The sequence below is a fragment of the Candidatus Clavichlamydia salmonicola genome (genome assembly GCF_015356765.1).
GTDB classification, from domain to species: domain Bacteria; phylum Chlamydiota; class Chlamydiia; order Chlamydiales; family Chlamydiaceae; genus Clavichlamydia; species Clavichlamydia salmonicola.
Map to the genome: position 1 here is coordinate 133,490 of NZ_WTCQ01000003.1, position 17,202 is coordinate 150,691.

Sequence of the window (17,202 nt, forward strand, 5' to 3'; positions counted from 1 at the left end):
AGGTGTTATCATGAAAAATAATCTACCTCAGCCTCATAGTCCTTTATTATTAAGGGTCAATCGTTTAATGGATGCTTTTGCTAAGTCAGACGATGAGCGTGATTTTTACTTAGATCGAGTAGAAGGGTTTATTATTTATGCTGATTTAGAAAAAGATGAAGAAGATTTAACTAAATTTCATGCAGAATTACAAATTAACCCAGAACGTTATGTATTGCTTCCTAAATTAACATTCTATGAAGTTAAAAAAATCATGGAAACGTTTGTTAATGAAAAAGTTTATGATATTGATACAAAAGAACGTTTTTTAGAAATTATTCAATCTAAAGATGCTCGTGAGCAATTTTTAGAATTTATCTATGACCATGAAAATGAATTAGAAAAATGGCAACAATTTTACCAAGAACGTTCTCGTATTCGTATTATTGAATGGCTAAGAAATAATCGGTTTGAATTTGTTTTTGAAGAAGATTTAGATTTTACCAAAGATCTTTTAGAGCAAACAAAAGTGCATTTATTTGATATAAAAGTTCCAAAAGATGTTGTGCAAGCAAGACAAGTTTTATTGAATAAAGCAAAAATGTATTATTCTAATGAAGCATTAAACCCACGGCCCAAAAGAGGGCGACCTCCAAAACAATCTGCAAAAGTAGAAACAGAAACATTAGTATCTAGTGATATTTATACACAAGTGCCTATGGTCTTAAGACGTTTTCTATTTCTTCCCCATATTCCATTAGCTTCAGCGATCACATTTTCTGAGAAATTTGATAGTGAAAAAGAATTTTTAGCACATTTAAGAGGATCTGGTCGCTATGGTCATCAAGCACAGATGCAAAGTTTGACTGAAAAATGTGAAGCGCTAAAAGAACTTTCTTCTAAATTAGGTTTTGATTTAGGTTTTGCTGAGGGAGGGATGTCATTATTTGCTGGTAAAGATGATGATGATGATGATATTGAAAAAGTAGTAGCTACTAAAAAGAAAGCAAAAAAAACGAAAAAGAAGGCCTAAGTTTTCTAATAAAGTTTGTTCTAAAAAAATATCTCTTGGATAACAAGAGATATTTTTTTTGTCTTTCATCTATTTAATATAAGCATGATCTCAAAGAAAAAAATTAAAACATACCTTACCTGCATACAGGAAGAATGAGCTTATTATAAAAATTACAAAATTCTTCAAAGCCTGCCATTTCAAGATCTGTTAATTTATAGCGTAAAGATTTAAAGTGACGTAACAGTAATTCTCTATTGATATTAGTTAATTGAGATGAAGCTTCTAAAACAAGAGTAGGGTTTGTCTTACTCCATGTTAGAGCACGAGTAATTTGTTCTTCTAGTAAAGAGCGTTGTTCTTGAGAAAATCCAGGTCGTAAAAGAAAGAGAGAAGAAACAAAAGGAAGTTCTGTAAAATCATGCCATGCTTCTATTAAATTTTGTGTTTTGAAGCCTGGAATTTCTTGATTTTCAAGACCTTGATTTCCAATGAGAAGAACAGCATCAAAATCTTTATAAACAATATCATAGGGACTTAAAGAAATAATTTCAGGAGAAATATTCCAATATTGAGTACAAAGTATTCTAAATAATATTCCTATAGATAATGTTTCTGATGTTACAGCTACAGTAGGACGAGATTTAGAAAAAAAATCAGAGCAATGATATAAATTTGTGCTATATCCTTTACTTTTCATGGCTATTCCATAACCAGGCAAAAAATCATAATTTTCAGAACATGCTAAAATGCTGCTAGTTAAAGCTACATCAAGAGATCCATTTTTTAATTTTTCTGCCAGTTCAATAGGAGTGCCATATACAGGCTCTATTTCAAATTCAAGATTTAAAGGAAGCGAAAGAGGTAACGCATTCACGTAACCGACAAGTCCTAGTGGTAATTTCATACTGACTCCAAAGATATATGAACCGGTGCTTACCCGGCTTGTTCATAAATTCATTAAGGATGTGAACATGTGTGATCATGTATTTTTTATAAAAAGTCATTAGATACACATCCTTTTTTTGCTTAACAAAAAGAAATTATCACAAAAAAAGTTTGAAAGACCTTCTTTTAGCTAAGTCAGATCTAGAGTACTTTTAGATATAAAATATTGTCCAATATTAATCTTGTAAGCGCTAACATTATTTAAAAAAAAAATATCTGTATAAATCAAGTTAAAACAAAAAAGCTGAATTTAATAAAATATACTAAACTCAGCTGTAAAAATCATATTTTAATAAAAAAATAAATTAATTTTTTTACATTAATATTTATGAGGTTATGTCATTTAAAAATAATATCACTAAGCCTTAGGTGTTTGTTCTATAGTAGGGGCAGTTGATACAGGGACGTCTACCCAAATAGGTGAACTCCATGCCATGCCATCTTCTTGAATCACACGAAGATAATAAAATACAAAAGGTGCATCTTCATCTTTTTCTGGATTAAGAGTGATAGATTTTAAAGGAACCATATCATCATATTCAAAATCAAAATTATTACTGTTAGGAGTAAATGCATGTAATAGCTCTCCATTACGAATAATTTGTATAGATAAGATTGTTGAGGTACCTGCTACATATCCTGAGATATGTCTATTTACATGTAAGCCAGGTTTAATTTCTGTTGATAATTCGCTACCCATAGGTGCACCTGTAACAAAAAAACCTACTAAAATTCTTTGACCAGTTGTAGCATAGCAATGTCTATTATAAAGAGCTTCTGCTAGAGACTCTCTATTATATTTAGAACAAAAAATTGCACAGAGACCAGGAGGATATACTGATTGATCTGTTTCCATCATTTTATTAAAAGGGCTTCGATCGTCAAATCCACCAGCAATAAATCCAAAGCGTTTATTCTTTTTTAATGCTGTAATAATATTACCTTCAGGAACTTCTCCAATAGGTCCTTTGATTGGATAAGGATTCTTTTCTGATATTAAATTTTCAGAACAACCCCACATACCATAAATTTCTACGATACGCTCAAAGTCAGAATTAAATTCTTCAAAGTCAAAGTGATGACCTTTAGCCATTGATAAAATTGGAATAGAAAATAGTTCTTTAGGAGAGGCGTTTTTATAAATTTTAGCTAAAGAAGAGCTTTTAGGATCTTTCTTTCTTAAAATTGGTTTACCTTCTTTCATGTAAACAATTTGCCGAAGGCCTTCTTTTCCTGCATCGCCTTTGTATTGCATCCCAGGGAGGGTAATAAAGCGTTCTTCTTCATTAAAATCATTAATATTTTGTTGAATAGCTTTCCAAGCTTCATTAGTGGTGTCTTCTGCAGAATCAAGTGGAGATGGTGCAAAGAAATTAAAAGCTTTTTCATCACGGAAATGACGCAAGCAACCTTCAATGCTATCATCTGATTCTGGTCTTTCAGACTTTCCCCGTAACTGACCCCACAAGAGATTATGAGTATTTTCAGCAAAGCATTTAAGAGGAGCAGAAACAAAAATTTCATCAGTTTTAATATTTTTTAACTGAATTCTATACAAGCCAGTTTCATTGAAATAAAGATTCGGTAGTGTAACAAAGCCAGTTTCAGGGACAAATAAACGCCAATTTAGATTTTCTCGTAAATGTTCATAGCTAAGATCAATTAAAGTTCCTTCTGGAGCAAGACCAGTTAAGTTGCCAAACTCATCTTCAAAACGTACTGTAATATCAAAACGTTTATTTTTAGAAACACAGGATGGAGCTAATACCTTGATGATATTAAGAACATTTCCACGAATATCTATAGAAAATATTTCAGGAGGATCATAGTTGCCCTTTCCCTTACTATCTATAGACAATTGAAATTGTTTACGTCTTTGAACAAAGAGCTGAGCTCCATTACCATTTTGTAAAGGATCTGTATCTGGAGCAGCTCCCATAACAATAATTAAATCTTCCCCAGCTTCTAAAGAAGATGGAAGGGTAAATTCAAAAGTAGGAGAAGATGAATTAGGTGATCGAGATACCTTCCCAGGAACAATAATATTCTCTCCAAAAGTTAAGTAAATCACATTATTATTTCTCTTAAGGTCGACAGATGGTGTTTCCCAGTCAACAGGACGGCCTTGTGTCAGCAAATCAAATTTGATTTTGCTTCCTTTAGGTAAAGATTGTCCAGAGGTATAATGGAATTGCCAAGTGAAGATTTGACCAGCCCTAGCTAATGAGGGCTCTGTGTAACAAAAAGAACGGCGCATAGTACAGAGTGTATTTTTAGATAATGTATGATATATCACAAAGATCTTTTTCTCAAGCTTCCTCTTTGTTGAAAAATGCAAAAGCATCTTCATTAGAAGCAAAGAGCTTAAAATAAGGTAAAAATCCAGTCACAAATAAAACTTGTTCAGTGTCATTAGAAACGCCTGTTAGAGCGATTTTTCCATGATTTTTTTCTGCTTGATGATAACCTTGCAAAAGTACACGGATACCTGCGCTAGAGATATATTCTAAAGCTGAACAATCAATGATAAGGTTTTGATACCCTGTGGATAAGATTGTATCTATCTGATTTTTAATATCAGGAGAAGTAACACCATCCAGACGACCTTTAACAGAAAAAAGAAAAGCATTTGGACGTTTTGATGCTTCAGAAGTCATGGTTTTGTCCTTCATAGAAATTCAGAATTTTCTTTTTAGCAGGAAAATATTTTTTTTTCTATTACATACAAATTTTATTTTTTAAATCTTTTTATGATTTGTGATTAAAATGGGGAAGAGGCTTGATGCGTATTTTTTTGATACTACGTTCGGAGCAGCTTAAAATTTCCATATCAAAATTTTTATGATGAATTTTCAATCCTTTTTGAGGAACAGAGCCAATTTTATGAAGAATATATCCACCTAAAGTGTCGTAATGGCCTTCTTGATGAGTTTTTAGATGAAATATGGCTTCAGCTTCTGAAATGGCCATACGGGCATCTACAATCCATCCATTTTCATCTTCTTTATAAAGAGCGCCTGTTTCTATGTCATACTCATCTACAATGTCACCAACGATTTTTTCTAAAACATCTTCCATTGTAACAATACCTTCTGTCCCACCATATTCATCAACAACAATTGCCATATGACGTTGTCTTTCTCTGAATTCTTGAAGAAGAAAAGAAACTTTCTTAATTTCAGGAGTATAAAAAGCAGGTTTAAGGAGAGTTTTAATTGATTGTTCCAAAGCATTTGAAGCATTTGGATTTTCATTATGTTCTACATAAACTTGGAGGATATCTTTAAAAAGAATAAGCCCAGTAATGTTGTCTAAAGAGTTTCTATAAACAGGAATACGGCTATAGCCTTCTTTCATAATTGCTTGAGCTGTGTCTCGGATTGAAGTATCTTCTGATAAAGAAAACAGATCTACTCGAGGGATCATAGCTTCTCTAACAACTAGATCTTTAAATTTAAAAACAGATTTAACTAATTTAAAATCTTCAGCTGTCATTTCTTCTGTAATATCAGCTTCTCTCAAAATTTTTATCAGCTTATCTTTTAAGTCTTCCATTTTATTTACATCAGAGGTCTCACAATTATCAGAGCCCTTTCGTTTAATAGCAGACATGGGCTTGAGTATAAAAAAAGTAAAAGGAAGTAATAGACAGGTAATAGCACAAGAAATAATCAAAGTAGTTGTTAATGCTTGGCCAGGTTTTTTTACAGACCATAATTTAGGAATGAAATTTCCAAAAACCATGTCAGTCAATAAAATTAAAAAAGCACGGGTGATGAAGGTAGGAATGGAAATTTGAGCAGAAGCAAGAAAAGCAATAGCAGAAAATCCAACAAATAGGACACGTAAAATGTTTGCAGATAAGCTTAATGAAAATAAAGAAATATCAAAACAAGCTAGTTCAGATAAACATTTTTTGACATTTAATCCAAAAGAAGTTCGATGTTTTTTTAAGAGAGGAGCATGAGTACCACCCATTCGACTTAGAGAAAAAAAAGTAGTAGTAAGAAAAAAAATGAAAATGGCCAAGGTAGTGGCAATAAATAGATCAATAGACATGACAGTAGTTTATATTTACTCTTTTTGTATAGACGTTGGGGGACGTCTTTTAGTTGGCGCCTTTACTAAAACCATTTCTTTTTCTAAATGAAGCATAATGGTTCGTTGACGGCGTTGCATTTTTTGTTTATCAGAAACAAGGATATCATCATATCCTATTAGGTGTAATAAACCATGTACAATATAAAGAGTAAGCTCTCGATAAAAAAAATATGGATTATCTGAATCTAGATGTTTTGCTTTTATGTAATTAAAGGCAAATTCAGGGCAAACAATAAGTTCTCCAAGAACTGAAGGAAAAGATTCAGATCCTGGAGGGTCAATAGGTAAAGAGATCACATCTGTAGGAGATGGATCATTAAAGATCATTTCATGATCTTTTCTTATTTTTCTGTCTGAAACAAATCGAATATCAATATGATCAGTAGCAATTTTAAGATAATCGCAAAGAAAAATTAGAAGGATCTTTACCGATTTTGAACAAATTGGAAATTTTTTTTGACAATTGAAAACTGAAACTAACATGTCCAACAATCCAATTGGTTATGAGCTAAAAATTACTCAATAAAATCTGTTTTAGGCAAACCAGTAACACGAGAATTTTTTTCTTTACTCCAACGTCCTAATTTTTTTAAAACATCAATACGCTCAAATCTTTTTAAGACATTACGTTTTTTTGCAGTCTTTGTAGATTTGCCATAGCTAGGGTGTCTGGACATGATATATCCTATTTAATTTTTGGAACAAAAACAGAATCGCTAGGCCCAAAAGCATTTTCATGCATTTTGAATGGTAGATAAGCAGGTATAACTGGTTGCTTTAATGCATAACGATTTTTATGTTTTCTAGGAGAAACAGCGCGCCGTCTTCCTTGTTTACTAATTCTAGTCATAAAGACTCCGCTTCCTTTATTGAAAGTAAGAGAAAAGGCTACCTGTTTTTCGAAAAATTTTCAAGATGTGTGTGTGTTTTTTTAAGAATCAGGAAAAGTATCTTTAGAAATTACACCACATGAAATAATAAATTTGACTGCATCTTCTACCTTCATATCCAAAAAGATAAGATCTTTTTTTGGAAACATAATTAAAAACCCTGATGTAGGGTTAGGAGCAGTAGGAATAAATACAGATAAGCATGAATTACCATCATCATCTTCTGTTTCTTTCATACCTGGTGCTACACCAGTCAGTAATCCAAGAGATCGACCAGAAGGAAAAGGAAAAGGAACCATTACGACTTGTTTAAAAGAATCAGAATGAGAAACAAATAAAGTTTTTATGATCTGTTGAGCTGTTTTATAGATAGTTTTAATGACAGGAATTTTATGAAGAATACGATCATACAGAGAAAGAAGAGATTTAAACAGCATCATCCGGGTTAAAAACCCTAATAAGACAGTTGCAAAAAATAACCCAATGAGGAGGAAAATCTGCAATATAAAAATACAAAGAGTATGATTTTCTGAATACCAAGGCTGACCTTCAAAAAATTTTGCAGTCACTCCAAGAAAAGGTTGGGTCAAAATATTTAAACAAAACGAAAAAATAGAGAGAGTAATAGCCAAAGGCATTAATAAAACAAGGCCAGTGATAAAATGTTTTTTCATGCGTTAACCTTGTTGAAAAAAAATATTATTAATTCTTTTTAGGGATTTTTTGTTTTTTTTTGTAACGTTTCTTTTTTAGAAATGCCAGAAGATTTTTTTCTTTCTTTTTTTATAGGTGTATTTACTGATCTAGGATCTTCTACTTTCCAGCCAACAGTCAAATTATATAAGTTGATTGAATGTATAGAAACAAAAAGAGGGTCACCAGGTTTTAGTTCATTATTATTACCAGAATCATCATGCCTACTTTTCCGTGATGATCTTAAAGAGTGAGGTAATGCAGCTAATGGAATAAAATCATCATAAAATAATGAAGGTAAAGTAAAAGCAATGCCTTCTGGTTTTATTCCTGTGACTAACGCATGATATAATTTAGTAGGATCTTGTTCTTGTAAATTTCTAAAAAAGCGTAATTTTTTTATACGCTCTAAAGAAAATTCAGCTTTTGCTGCAGTACGTTCTTTTCCAGAGCAATGTCTACAAAGTTCTTCTAAGAAATCTGATTGAACAGTTTCAGGTTCAAACAAAAGTCTATGAATAATTAAATCTGGGTAACGGCGGATTGGACTAGTAAAATGAGAATAATCTTGTAAATGCAGGCCATAATGACCTTCTCTTTCAATAGAATATACAGCTGTTTTCATACTTTTAATAAAGGCTGCTTGAATAAAATCAGCTAATGGTAATGACTCTGTTGCTTTAAGAAGATCTCGGTAATAACCAGGGTCATCAGCAACTTCGGGAGAGACATTTATATCTGTTAAAGCACGAATTAACTCTCTAAAGCTTGCTAAATGAAGTTCATCTGGTTTTTCATGAATACGATAAACTGTTGTAGGAACATTCATAGTTAGATAACGAGCAACAGTCTCATTGGTTTTTAACATAAATTCTTCAATTAATTGATGAGAATCAGTTTGATGAGAGACTTGAAAAGCCATTGGCTCGCCCTGATCATTCAATTGTATTGAAAGAGCAGGAAGAGAAAAGCGCAAACATCCTCGTTCTGTCTTTTGTTTTTGAAAAATTTTAGAAAGTTGATGCATTAAACAAAGAGTATCATCAAAAGGATGTGAGATTTTTTTTTGAAGAATATCATCTACTTGATCATACGTAAAACGTTCTTTACTATTGATAACGCTTTTAGAAAATTCATAAGAAAGAAGATCACCTTGTGGGTTAAATTTCATAAAAACAGAAGCAGCAAGGCGATTTTGTCCAGGAACTAGACTACATAAATCATCAGATAAAATAGATGGTAACATAGGAAGGACTGTGCCAGGAAAATAAACAGAGTTAGCGCGACTTGCAGCTTCATTATCAATAGCTGAATGAGGTTTAACATAGTGGGATACATCAGCTATGTGTACACCTAAGATAAAGTTCTTTTGCTTATCAAGGCAAAGAGAAACAGCGTCATCAAAATCTTTAGCAGTAGCTCCATCAATAGTAAAACATTCAAGAGAACGTAAATCAACTCGTTTGCTAATTTCTTGTTCTATTAAATTTTTATTAAAAGCGTTAGTTTCAGCGATGACTTCATCTGGAAAAGATGAAGGAAGTCTAAATTCTTCTTGAACTGTAGGAATATCTGTTAATGGATCTTCAATATGACCAATTAGTCGAACCATCTGTAAAATAATAAGATGACCATGTCTTTCTTTATTTTTCCAAGGAATGTTTTCAACAACAATGCGGTCTCCAGGATGACATTCTATATCAGGACAAACATGTGCTTTCCATAATTTATCAGCTCCTAAAACAGGGACACCTATTAAAGCAACATTTGCATTGAGCATTTCATAAATAATAGCTACTAAATAAGGGCGGCCACGCTTGATTACACGTTTAATAGAGCCTTTCCATTTAGTTTCATTAGGATTATCAGAACGAGGGCCACATATAATAACTTCTACAAGATCTCCATCAAGAGCTCCATGCAGTAAAGATGGGGGAATAAAAATATCATAAGGAAAAATAGACATATCAGTAGGCTGGACAAAACCAAATCCTCTTGGATGAACAGAAAGTGTTCCTGTTATTAAATCAGGGTAATCACATTGGTCTGAATTTTGAATCTTTTTTTTTCTGAAAGGTTGGTGCCTATTTTTTTTTTCTATCACTGTATAATAAGGTTTCTTTTTGATGAGTTGTCTATCAGTTTGCTATAAAGAAGTATTTTTGTATTGAAAAAAAAAGCCTTACCATTAAGGGAAGGCTTTTCTATTGAAATTTTTAAAAAAAATTTATTTATTGTTTTTTTCATCGTCGATGATTTCAACTTCAGCTTCTTCAATGTTTTCATTGTTTTTACTTGATTGATCATTACTGTTTGAAGGTCCTGTAGTGAAGCGATGATTTTTTAAATTATCTCCTTCATTGGTAGCGCTTTCTGAAGGTCCAGTCGTGGATCCTTGAGGAGCAGGCCCTTGCATGCTTTCGCCAATTTTCTGCATATGAGTGCTTAATTCTTGAGAAGCAGTTTTAATTTTTGTAATGTCTCCATCTTTTAAAGCTTCTTTTACATTATCTGCTTTTTGTTGAATTTCTGTAGCTAAACTCTCTGAAATTTTTTCTTTATAATCTTTAAGAGCTTTTTCAGCACGGAATATAGTTCCATCTGCTTCATTCTTAACCTCAGTTTCTTCTTTACGTTTTTTATCATCTTCTTTATGCAAATCAGCTTCTTTAATCATCCTTTGAATTTCATCTTCTGCAAGGCCAGATTGTGCTTCAATACGGATTTTTTGTTCCTTACCTGTTGCCATATCTTTTGCAGACACATGTAAGATACCATTAGCATCAATATCAAAAGCTACTTCAATCTGAGGGGTTCCTCGTGCAGCAGGAGGAATATCAGTAAGATCAAATCTTCCTATTTCTTTATTGTCTTTTGCCATGGGTCTTTCCCCTTGGAGAATAACAATAGTGACAGCAGGCTGATTGTCAGCTGCAGTTGAAAAGACTTGTTTTTTTTGTGTAGGAATTGTTGTGTTTCGTTCAACTAAAGAAGTCATGACTCCACCCATTGTTTCAATCCCTAATGAAAGAGGAATGACATCCAGTAGAAGAACATCTTTTACTTCTCCACCAAGAACACCACCTTGAATAGCAGCACCAATGGCAACAACTTCATCTGGATTAACGCCTTTGCTAGGCTCTTTTTTGAAAATGGCTTTTACCACTTCTTGAACTGCTGGCATACGTGACATACCACCAACAAGAAGAACATCATCAATATTTTCAGGTGAAAGATTAGCGTCTTTTAGTGCTTTAAAGCATGGTTCTTTAGTACGCTCAACAAGATCTTGGGCTAATTTTTCAAATTGAGATCGAGAAAGTGTTAGAGAAAGGTGTTTTGGTCCAGAAGCATCCATTGTAATAAATGGTTGATTAATATCTGTAGATGGAACGCCAGAAAGCTCAATTTTAGCTTTTTCAGCAGCATCTTTCAAACGCTGTAACGCCATTTTATCTTTACTTAGATCAATGCCTTCAGATTTTTTAAATTCTTCAATCATCCAAAGAATGATTGCTTCATCAAAATCATCACCACCTAAATGAGTGTCACCATTTGTAGAAAGTACTTCAAATACACCATCACCAATTTCTAAAATAGAAACGTCAAATGTACCACCACCAAGATCAAAGACTGCAATTTTTCTATCGCCAACTTTATCAATACCATAGGCAAGTGCTGCTGCAGTAGGCTCTGGAATGATACGTTTTACTTCAAGACCAGCAATACGGCCAGCATCTCTTGTGCAAGCTCTTTGAGCATCGTTAAAGTAAGCAGGAACTGTAATAACAGCTTCTGTTACAGTTTCTCCAAGATATGCTTCAGCTGTTTCTTTCATTTTAATTAAAATGTTTGCAGCAATCATTTCTGGAGTTTTTTGTTGTCCATCTACTTCAAAGACAGCATCCCCTTTAGAGTCAGCTATTACTTTATATGGAACATTTTTAATCTCAGAAGCTACTTCAGCATATTTACGCCCAATAAAACGCTTTGTAGAGCTTAGTGTTTTTTCTGGATTAGTTACAGCTTGTCTTTTAGCAGGAACCCCAACTAAACGCTCATTACCTTTAAAAGCAACAATAGAAGGCGTGGTCCGAGAGCCTTCTGCTGATATAATGACTTTTGCTTGACCACCTTCCATGACAGCTACGCATGAGTTGGTTGTTCCAAGGTCAATACCTATAATTTTGCTACATTTACTGTTTTCTGACATGATTATTTATCCTTAATTTAAACGATTATTTATTGTTATTATTCATCTTCTTGAGAAGCACTTGGTTTAGCTACCTGTACTCGCGCAGGCTTAATGCTTCTTTTTCCAACCTTGTATCCTTTAGAAAATTCTTGTAAGACAGTTCCTTCAGGATGTTCATTTGTTTCTTGTGTTTCCACAGCTTCATGCAGATGAGGATCAAACATTTGACCTAATGCAGAATATTCAGTGATGCCATGATCATTTAAAATTTGTTTAAATTGTCCTAAGATCATTCCAAAGCCTAAAGCCCATTGTTTAATCTCATCAGACATATTTTCTGCAAATCCTAAAGCCTTTTCAAATCCTTCTAATGGGGTAATGAAATCAGCTAAAACACTTTCTACTGCATATTTTGTCAATTCTTGACGTTCTTTTTGCATACGTTTTCGTGAATTTTCAGATTCAGCTAAAGCCATAAGGTATTGATTAGTTTTTTCTTGAAGTGATTTTTTCAACTCTGCATTTTCTTGCAAAATATCAATGCCTATACTTTCTGGTTTTGAGTCATTAGATTCACCTTCTGCAGGCTGATCTATAATATTATCATCTTCTATCATGTGTTCTCCTTTACATGCAGTAATTTGTCATATGTAGGCTCAATCAAAAGTCGCTCTGTCGGATTCAATGTATAAGATTCTTGATCAGGGAGTCGAAAGGATAGTTTAAACTTATACAAACTAGAAGTGAGCGTCTCAGTTAATTCATGAGCAAATACATTTAATATATCAAAAATTGTTCCATATGGAACTCTTAATGGACCAAGTACTCCAATAGCCCCAACAGGAGTTTTTTTTATCCTAAAAGGGATTGTCACAACAGAGCATGAAGCTGATGCTGTGGATGAAGTAAGTTCCAATTCTTTTCCAATACGACAAAACATTTTGTTATGTCGTACGCTGTGGTTAAGTAATAATCTCATTTGTACAGGTGTTTCAAATAAGGCTAAAGTTGATGCTAAAGCAACAGGGTCGTTAAGTTCTGTAAACCTAAGCAACCGAGAAAACCCTGTACGATGAAGATCTTCTTCTTGAAATCTTGAATAACGCACTAAAAAACGTACCATAATTTCATTATAGATTGATAAAGCTTTAGCTTCTTCTTCATCAGTGAGAGGTTCTACTCCTGTTTGTTGCTGCAAACGTGCTCGCATAAACATTTCTATGCGTTTTGCTGAAAAAGAGCTAATTTTGCTTTCTGTTAGCAACACATCTGTAAAAACTTGACCAAAATCAGTCATTACTACTGATAAAATGCGATTATTATCTAATGGTAATAACTTAACATCTGAGATAAAATCTTGATCAAATCGAGGAGCAGAAATAAATACTGGTAACCCTAAAATATCAGATAATGTATCTGCAGCGTCATGTAATGTTTTCACAATATTGTGGTTGTCCATTTTTAGACTCGCACGAATTTTTGTAATGATGGCATCAGGCACAACACCAGGAGCAGCGACTTTACAATCAGCATAAAATCTAAAGGCCTTTTCTGTAGGGATTCGTCCTCCAGAAGAGTGTATTTGCTGAAGCATGCCCATTTTTTCCAATTTCATAAAATAATTACGAATTGTTGCAGGGCTTAATTGATTGAGGCCATGATCCCTTAGTGTTTCAGATCCTATTGGTTTCCCTGTTTGTAAAAATAAATCTATCAAGCAGATTAGGATTTGATGTGATTTGCCATTTGTTTTTTTTAAGACAGGTTTTAACATGGTTACTGCAAATTCATTTATTCCAATAACTGATGATTATAAAGAACAAAGAATCTTTGGTCAATATTTTTTAGCAGTCGAAGTCACCAAGTGCTGAATTATTTTTTTAAGGAACGAGACGAGAAGAAGCCCAAGGTAAAAGAGAAGCAATTTCAACAAATTCTTTAATCCCAGCTCTACTTTCAATTTCTACAGAGCCATTGATAAACGACTTACCAACAATAATTTTATAAGGAAGACCAATGAGGTCAGAATCTTTTATTTTAAAGCCCATGCGCTCATCTCGATCATCCCATAATATTTCATGACCATGAGATTGAAGAAGCTGATAAATTTCTTTTGCTCCTTTGACAAGATCTTCCTGATTATTGCTTGCTGCAAAGACAGAAGCTTTAAAGGGAGCCAAAGAAAGTGGCCAATTAATGCCTTTTTCATCATAAGATTGTTCTACAGAAGCAGCAATCGTTCGGCCAACACCAATGCCATAGGTTCCCATCCAGCAAGGATGAGCTTCTCCAGATTCATCAGTAAAGCAAGCACCAAAAGTTTTGCTATAACGGGTGCCAAGATTAAAGATGTGGGCCACTTCAACTCCACGACGTAAAGAGTAAGTTTGTTCAGGAAAAAGAGGACATTGATCTCCAGCTTCTGCTTCTAAAAAATCATGAAAAATGGGTAGATTAACATCAATAGTCCAGTTAACATTTAAAAAATGAATATCAGGAATATTTGCTGCGCATGCAAAATTTAACATTGGCTGTGTTGATAGGTCTGCATAGAAGGGCAAAGAGCAATTAAGAGGTCCAGCAAATCCAAGAGGGCAGCCAGTTACCATTAAAATTTCTTCATGAGATGCAGGGAATGCATCAGTGGCATCAAAGAATAATCGTACTTTTGTTGAATTGACTTTTCGATCACCACGAATACCAATAGCAACAAATTTGACAACTTCTCCACATAATAATTTATATATAAGAGTTTTCAATATTTTTTGAGAAGGTATGTTTAAGGCTTGAGAAACTGAGATAATATCAGAAAGATTAGGAGTAAACATTTCAATTTTTTCTTCTATCTTAATCCCATAGTCAAAAGAAGGAATAATCGCATTGGCTGCTTCAACATTAACGCCATAATCATTGCATACAAGAATAGCATCTTCACCAACATCACAAACAACATGAAATTCTTCAGAATCACCTTTCCCAATTTTTCCACTATCTGCAGAGGCAATAATAAATGTAACACCAATTCTTTCAAAAATCCGACAATAAGCGTTTTTTAGTAATAAATACTGTTCTTGCATTTGTGCAGGAGACTCAGAGAAAGTATAGCTATCTTCCATAATAAGTTCTTTAGTGCGCATAAGACCAAACCGAGGTCTGATTTCATCTCGAAATTTTTGAGAAATTTGGTATAAGTGCAAAGGAAGTTGTTTTTTATGGCGAAGCATTTTAGCTACATAAGCAGTAATCACTTCTTCATGAGTAGGGGCTAAACAAAATTCTCGATCTTCCCGATCTTTTAAGGTATAAAGAAGGTTTTCACTAACAAAATCATTCCATCTACCACTAATTTTCCATAAATCAGAAGATTGAAGGAGCGGTAAAAGAAGTTCTTGTCCACCAATACGATTTAATTCTTCTTGAATGATAGCAATAAATTTATGAAAAACCCTTATTCCAAGAGGGGTAAAAGAAAAAGAGCCTTTGCTATGCTTATAAATAAATCCACCACGTTCGAGGAGTTTATGGGAAGCAGCCTCTGCATCAGAGCTATTTTGTTTAGATGTTTGGAAAAATAAACATGAAGCTTTCATAAAAAATGCTTTTTTTTTCTTTAAGAGAAGAGTTGATTTTTGCTAAGAAAAAGAAAAAATACAATTAAAAAATAATTTTTAAAAAATGATCACTTAATATCTTGAGGTGGTAATTGTTTCATTTTTGCTTTTTCTAAAGATTTTTCTGACCAATCTGTGCAGATAATTTTATCTGTAGCAAAGCCATAACTCTGACCTTTAATTATGAGATCTTGGCGCATGTTTTTAGAAATAGAGAGAGGTTCACGAGCTAAAATCCAAAAATATTTTCCATACCCAACAATGGCAATGTTATATTCTGCATCAACATAATAAATGCCATAATTATATTTTTTAAAATAAGTAAATAAGCGTGGCCAAAATCCTAATAATACCTTAAGTCTACAGTTAGATCCTGGGTCTGTGATCAAAGCTTTTCCTGTAATATCATGAAATGATCCATCGTGATTTAAAGAAGAATTTTTTATAGATAGAAAAGGGAGATTTTTTGAATTAGAACATAATTTATATTCAACCCATACAAAAGCGCTATTCCTTTCAAACCAAGCAGGATTACGAGCTATTTCATACCAAATTCCTTGATAGCGAGAGGGATCAATGGTTGGGCCATTGAGCAAATTATTATTTTTATTTGTGTAGCTAGAAAAAAGCATAAAAGCCATTAATGTGATTAAGCTAATTTTTATAAAACGAATATTTTTTGATAACATAATTTAACTATTTTCTTGTGTATGAGGGATGACATCATGAAGAGATTGTGGGTATTCTTTGCAAACAAATAGGGGGATGACCTTGTTGTCAAGCAAAGGTAAATTCAGATTCCATGCTTGTAAAATGGTATTATTAAAAATAATTTTAGGTGTTGATAAAGTTTCAATTTTTTCTCCAAATGACTGATTAGTAAATGTGTTAGCGAGCATATTTCCAGTAAGAGATCCTATTTCAATATAATCTATACTACAAGAAGCACAAGCTCCTACATTTAATAAAGAAGGATCAGTAGTAATAAATGGTCGTTTTGATAAAAAAGATTGTTCTACTAAAGGGATAAATAAATCTCTATTATTCCCGGGAGGGACATCCACAAAAATAATATCATTAAGCAAGCAGGTATTAGTAAGTTCTGTAAAATTTGTTTTAGAAGTAAGAGCTACTTCTGTAACAGTCAAGCCTTGTCGTTCTAAACGATTTTTAAGAGAATGTCGTAAATTACTAGTAGTATTATTGCCTTGAATAATGGTGGCTGTTTTAGACTCAGGAGCAATCAATTTTCCAGTAAGAGCAATTAATTCATGATCAATAAGGCTTTCTACTCCATGTATATTAGTATTTTGTTTACTAAAAGTAGGCATTTCTGATTCTGAGATGGCAGCAAAAATAAGAGGTTTTATGGTTTCTATTTGAGCCATTACTTTTGTTGCTAAAGGTCCTAAGGTAAGAATGGCTTTCACTTTAGAAGAATTATGCAATTTTCTTGCATGTGATCGAGCTATTTTTAATGAATTTTCTGCATTTAGGGAAATGAAGGAGATATCTTCTCCTAGCCTTTCTTTTACTTTTTCAATACAAGCTTGAGAACATGTTTCTAACATAGGATGAGAATTAGATTGAAATATGCCAATGGTAATATGAGGATCAGGTGTAGTTTTAAGGCACCATGCTATAGCGCATAAAAAAAACAAAGCAGTAAAAGGCCATAGATAGCGCATTGAGTATTTTATATTCATGTAAAAGATACATAGCACAAAAATTTATTTTTAGCAGATTTTCTTGTTTATGGGGAAAGAATTTAAT

The 17,202-nt window shown here is 33.1% G+C and carries 16 protein-coding genes; 1 reads left to right on the forward strand and 15 read right to left on the reverse strand.

Annotated elements, in window-relative coordinates; all coding sequences use genetic code 11:
* The first annotated feature begins 10 nt into the window (after positions 1-10).
* Positions 11-1,012 carry a UPF0158 family protein gene (locus CLAVI_RS03770; protein ID WP_194844262.1) on the forward strand — a complete coding sequence of 334 codons (1,002 nt, stop codon included), beginning with the start codon at positions 11-13 and terminating at the stop codon, positions 1,010-1,012.
* Positions 1,013-1,127: 115 nt separating this feature from the next.
* Here the strand turns inward: CLAVI_RS03770 and CLAVI_RS03775 are convergent, their stop codons facing one another.
* The 15 genes from CLAVI_RS03775 to CLAVI_RS03845 form a co-directional block, all read right to left on the reverse strand.
* Positions 1,128-1,898 (reverse strand): MqnA/MqnD/SBP family protein, encoded by a 771-nt coding sequence (locus CLAVI_RS03775; protein ID WP_194844263.1) that lies wholly within the window; start codon positions 1,896-1,898, stop codon positions 1,128-1,130.
* Between the two features lie 399 nt (positions 1,899-2,297).
* Positions 2,298-4,196 (reverse strand): DUF3604 domain-containing protein, encoded by a 1,899-nt coding sequence (locus tag CLAVI_RS03780; protein WP_194844346.1) that lies wholly within the window; start codon positions 4,194-4,196, stop codon positions 2,298-2,300.
* 52 nt (positions 4,197-4,248) lie between these two features.
* Positions 4,249-4,611 carry an STAS domain-containing protein gene (locus tag CLAVI_RS03785; protein ID WP_407644617.1) on the reverse strand — a complete coding sequence of 121 codons (363 nt, stop codon included), beginning with the start codon at positions 4,609-4,611 and terminating at the stop codon, positions 4,249-4,251.
* Between the two features lie 76 nt (positions 4,612-4,687).
* Entirely contained in the window at positions 4,688-5,998 is a 1,311-nt protein-coding gene (locus CLAVI_RS03790) for a hemolysin family protein (RefSeq protein WP_194844264.1), read from the reverse strand.
* A 15-nt stretch (positions 5,999-6,013) separates the two neighbouring features.
* Positions 6,014-6,523, reverse strand: coding sequence for an rRNA maturation RNase YbeY (ybeY, locus tag CLAVI_RS03795; protein ID WP_194844265.1), 510 nt, complete (start codon positions 6,521-6,523; stop codon positions 6,014-6,016).
* Between the two features lie 32 nt (positions 6,524-6,555).
* On the reverse strand, positions 6,556-6,717 hold the full coding sequence (locus CLAVI_RS03800; protein WP_194844266.1) for a small basic protein: 162 nt from the start codon (positions 6,715-6,717) through the stop codon (positions 6,556-6,558).
* An 8-nt stretch (positions 6,718-6,725) separates the two neighbouring features.
* Positions 6,726-6,890: a hypothetical protein gene (locus tag CLAVI_RS03805; protein ID WP_194844267.1), complete on the reverse strand. Its 165-nt coding sequence runs from the start codon at positions 6,888-6,890 to the stop codon at positions 6,726-6,728.
* Between the two features lie 81 nt (positions 6,891-6,971).
* Positions 6,972-7,604, reverse strand: a complete 633-nt coding sequence (locus CLAVI_RS03810; RefSeq protein WP_194844268.1) for a DUF502 domain-containing protein — start codon at positions 7,602-7,604, stop codon at positions 6,972-6,974.
* 38 nt (positions 7,605-7,642) lie between these two features.
* Positions 7,643-9,727, reverse strand: a complete 2,085-nt coding sequence (locus tag CLAVI_RS03815) for a ribonuclease R family protein (RefSeq protein ID WP_194844269.1) — start codon at positions 9,725-9,727, stop codon at positions 7,643-7,645.
* 123 nt (positions 9,728-9,850) lie between these two features.
* On the reverse strand, positions 9,851-11,836 hold the full coding sequence (gene dnaK, locus CLAVI_RS03820; RefSeq protein WP_194844270.1) for a molecular chaperone DnaK: 1,986 nt from the start codon (positions 11,834-11,836) through the stop codon (positions 9,851-9,853).
* Between the two features lie 38 nt (positions 11,837-11,874).
* A complete protein-coding gene (locus CLAVI_RS03825; protein ID WP_194844271.1) occupies positions 11,875-12,435 on the reverse strand; it encodes a nucleotide exchange factor GrpE in 561 nt (186 codons plus the stop codon).
* On the reverse strand, positions 12,432-13,592 hold the full coding sequence (gene hrcA, locus CLAVI_RS03830) for a heat-inducible transcriptional repressor HrcA (RefSeq protein WP_194844272.1): 1,161 nt from the start codon (positions 13,590-13,592) through the stop codon (positions 12,432-12,434). Before hrcA ends, CLAVI_RS03825 begins: the two co-directional genes overlap by 4 nt.
* 106 nt (positions 13,593-13,698) lie before the next feature.
* A complete protein-coding gene (locus CLAVI_RS03835) occupies positions 13,699-15,408 on the reverse strand; it encodes a proline--tRNA ligase (protein WP_194844273.1) in 1,710 nt (569 codons plus the stop codon).
* 89 nt (positions 15,409-15,497) lie between these two features.
* Complete coding sequence (locus CLAVI_RS03840) at positions 15,498-16,118, reverse strand: lipocalin family protein (protein WP_194844274.1); 621 nt, start codon at positions 16,116-16,118, stop codon at positions 15,498-15,500.
* Positions 16,119-16,121: 3 nt separating this feature from the next.
* Positions 16,122-17,117 carry an ABC transporter substrate-binding protein gene (locus tag CLAVI_RS03845; RefSeq protein ID WP_194844275.1) on the reverse strand — a complete coding sequence of 332 codons (996 nt, stop codon included), beginning with the start codon at positions 17,115-17,117 and terminating at the stop codon, positions 16,122-16,124.
* Positions 17,118-17,202: the final 85 nt, after the last annotated feature.

Coding starts and splice junctions, on each gene's coding strand:
- CLAVI_RS03790 (WP_194844264.1), bottom strand. CDS start 5,998: ATGTCTATTGATCTATTTATTGCCACTACCTTGGCCATTTTCATTTTT.
- dnaK (WP_194844270.1), bottom strand. CDS start 11,836: ATGTCAGAAAACAGTAAATGTAGCAAAATTATAGGTATTGACCTTGGA.
- CLAVI_RS03785 (WP_407644617.1), bottom strand. CDS start 4,611: ATGAAGGACAAAACCATGACTTCTGAAGCATCAAAACGTCCAAATGCT.
- CLAVI_RS03840 (WP_194844274.1), bottom strand. CDS start 16,118: ATGTTATCAAAAAATATTCGTTTTATAAAAATTAGCTTAATCACATTA.
- CLAVI_RS03770 (WP_194844262.1), top strand. CDS start 11: ATGAAAAATAATCTACCTCAGCCTCATAGTCCTTTATTATTAAGGGTC.
- hrcA (WP_194844272.1), bottom strand. CDS start 13,592: ATGTTAAAACCTGTCTTAAAAAAAACAAATGGCAAATCACATCAAATC.
- ybeY (WP_194844265.1), bottom strand. CDS start 6,523: ATGTTAGTTTCAGTTTTCAATTGTCAAAAAAAATTTCCAATTTGTTCA.
- CLAVI_RS03775 (WP_194844263.1), bottom strand. CDS start 1,898: ATGAAATTACCACTAGGACTTGTCGGTTACGTGAATGCGTTACCTCTT.
- CLAVI_RS03835 (WP_194844273.1), bottom strand. CDS start 15,408: ATGAAAGCTTCATGTTTATTTTTCCAAACATCTAAACAAAATAGCTCT.
- CLAVI_RS03800 (WP_194844266.1), bottom strand. CDS start 6,717: ATGTCCAGACACCCTAGCTATGGCAAATCTACAAAGACTGCAAAAAAA.
- CLAVI_RS03780 (WP_194844346.1), bottom strand. CDS start 4,196: ATGCGCCGTTCTTTTTGTTACACAGAGCCCTCATTAGCTAGGGCTGGT.
- CLAVI_RS03845 (WP_194844275.1), bottom strand. CDS start 17,117: ATGCGCTATCTATGGCCTTTTACTGCTTTGTTTTTTTTATGCGCTATA.
- CLAVI_RS03805 (WP_194844267.1), bottom strand. CDS start 6,890: ATGACTAGAATTAGTAAACAAGGAAGACGGCGCGCTGTTTCTCCTAGA.
- CLAVI_RS03825 (WP_194844271.1), bottom strand. CDS start 12,435: ATGATAGAAGATGATAATATTATAGATCAGCCTGCAGAAGGTGAATCT.
- CLAVI_RS03810 (WP_194844268.1), bottom strand. CDS start 7,604: ATGAAAAAACATTTTATCACTGGCCTTGTTTTATTAATGCCTTTGGCT.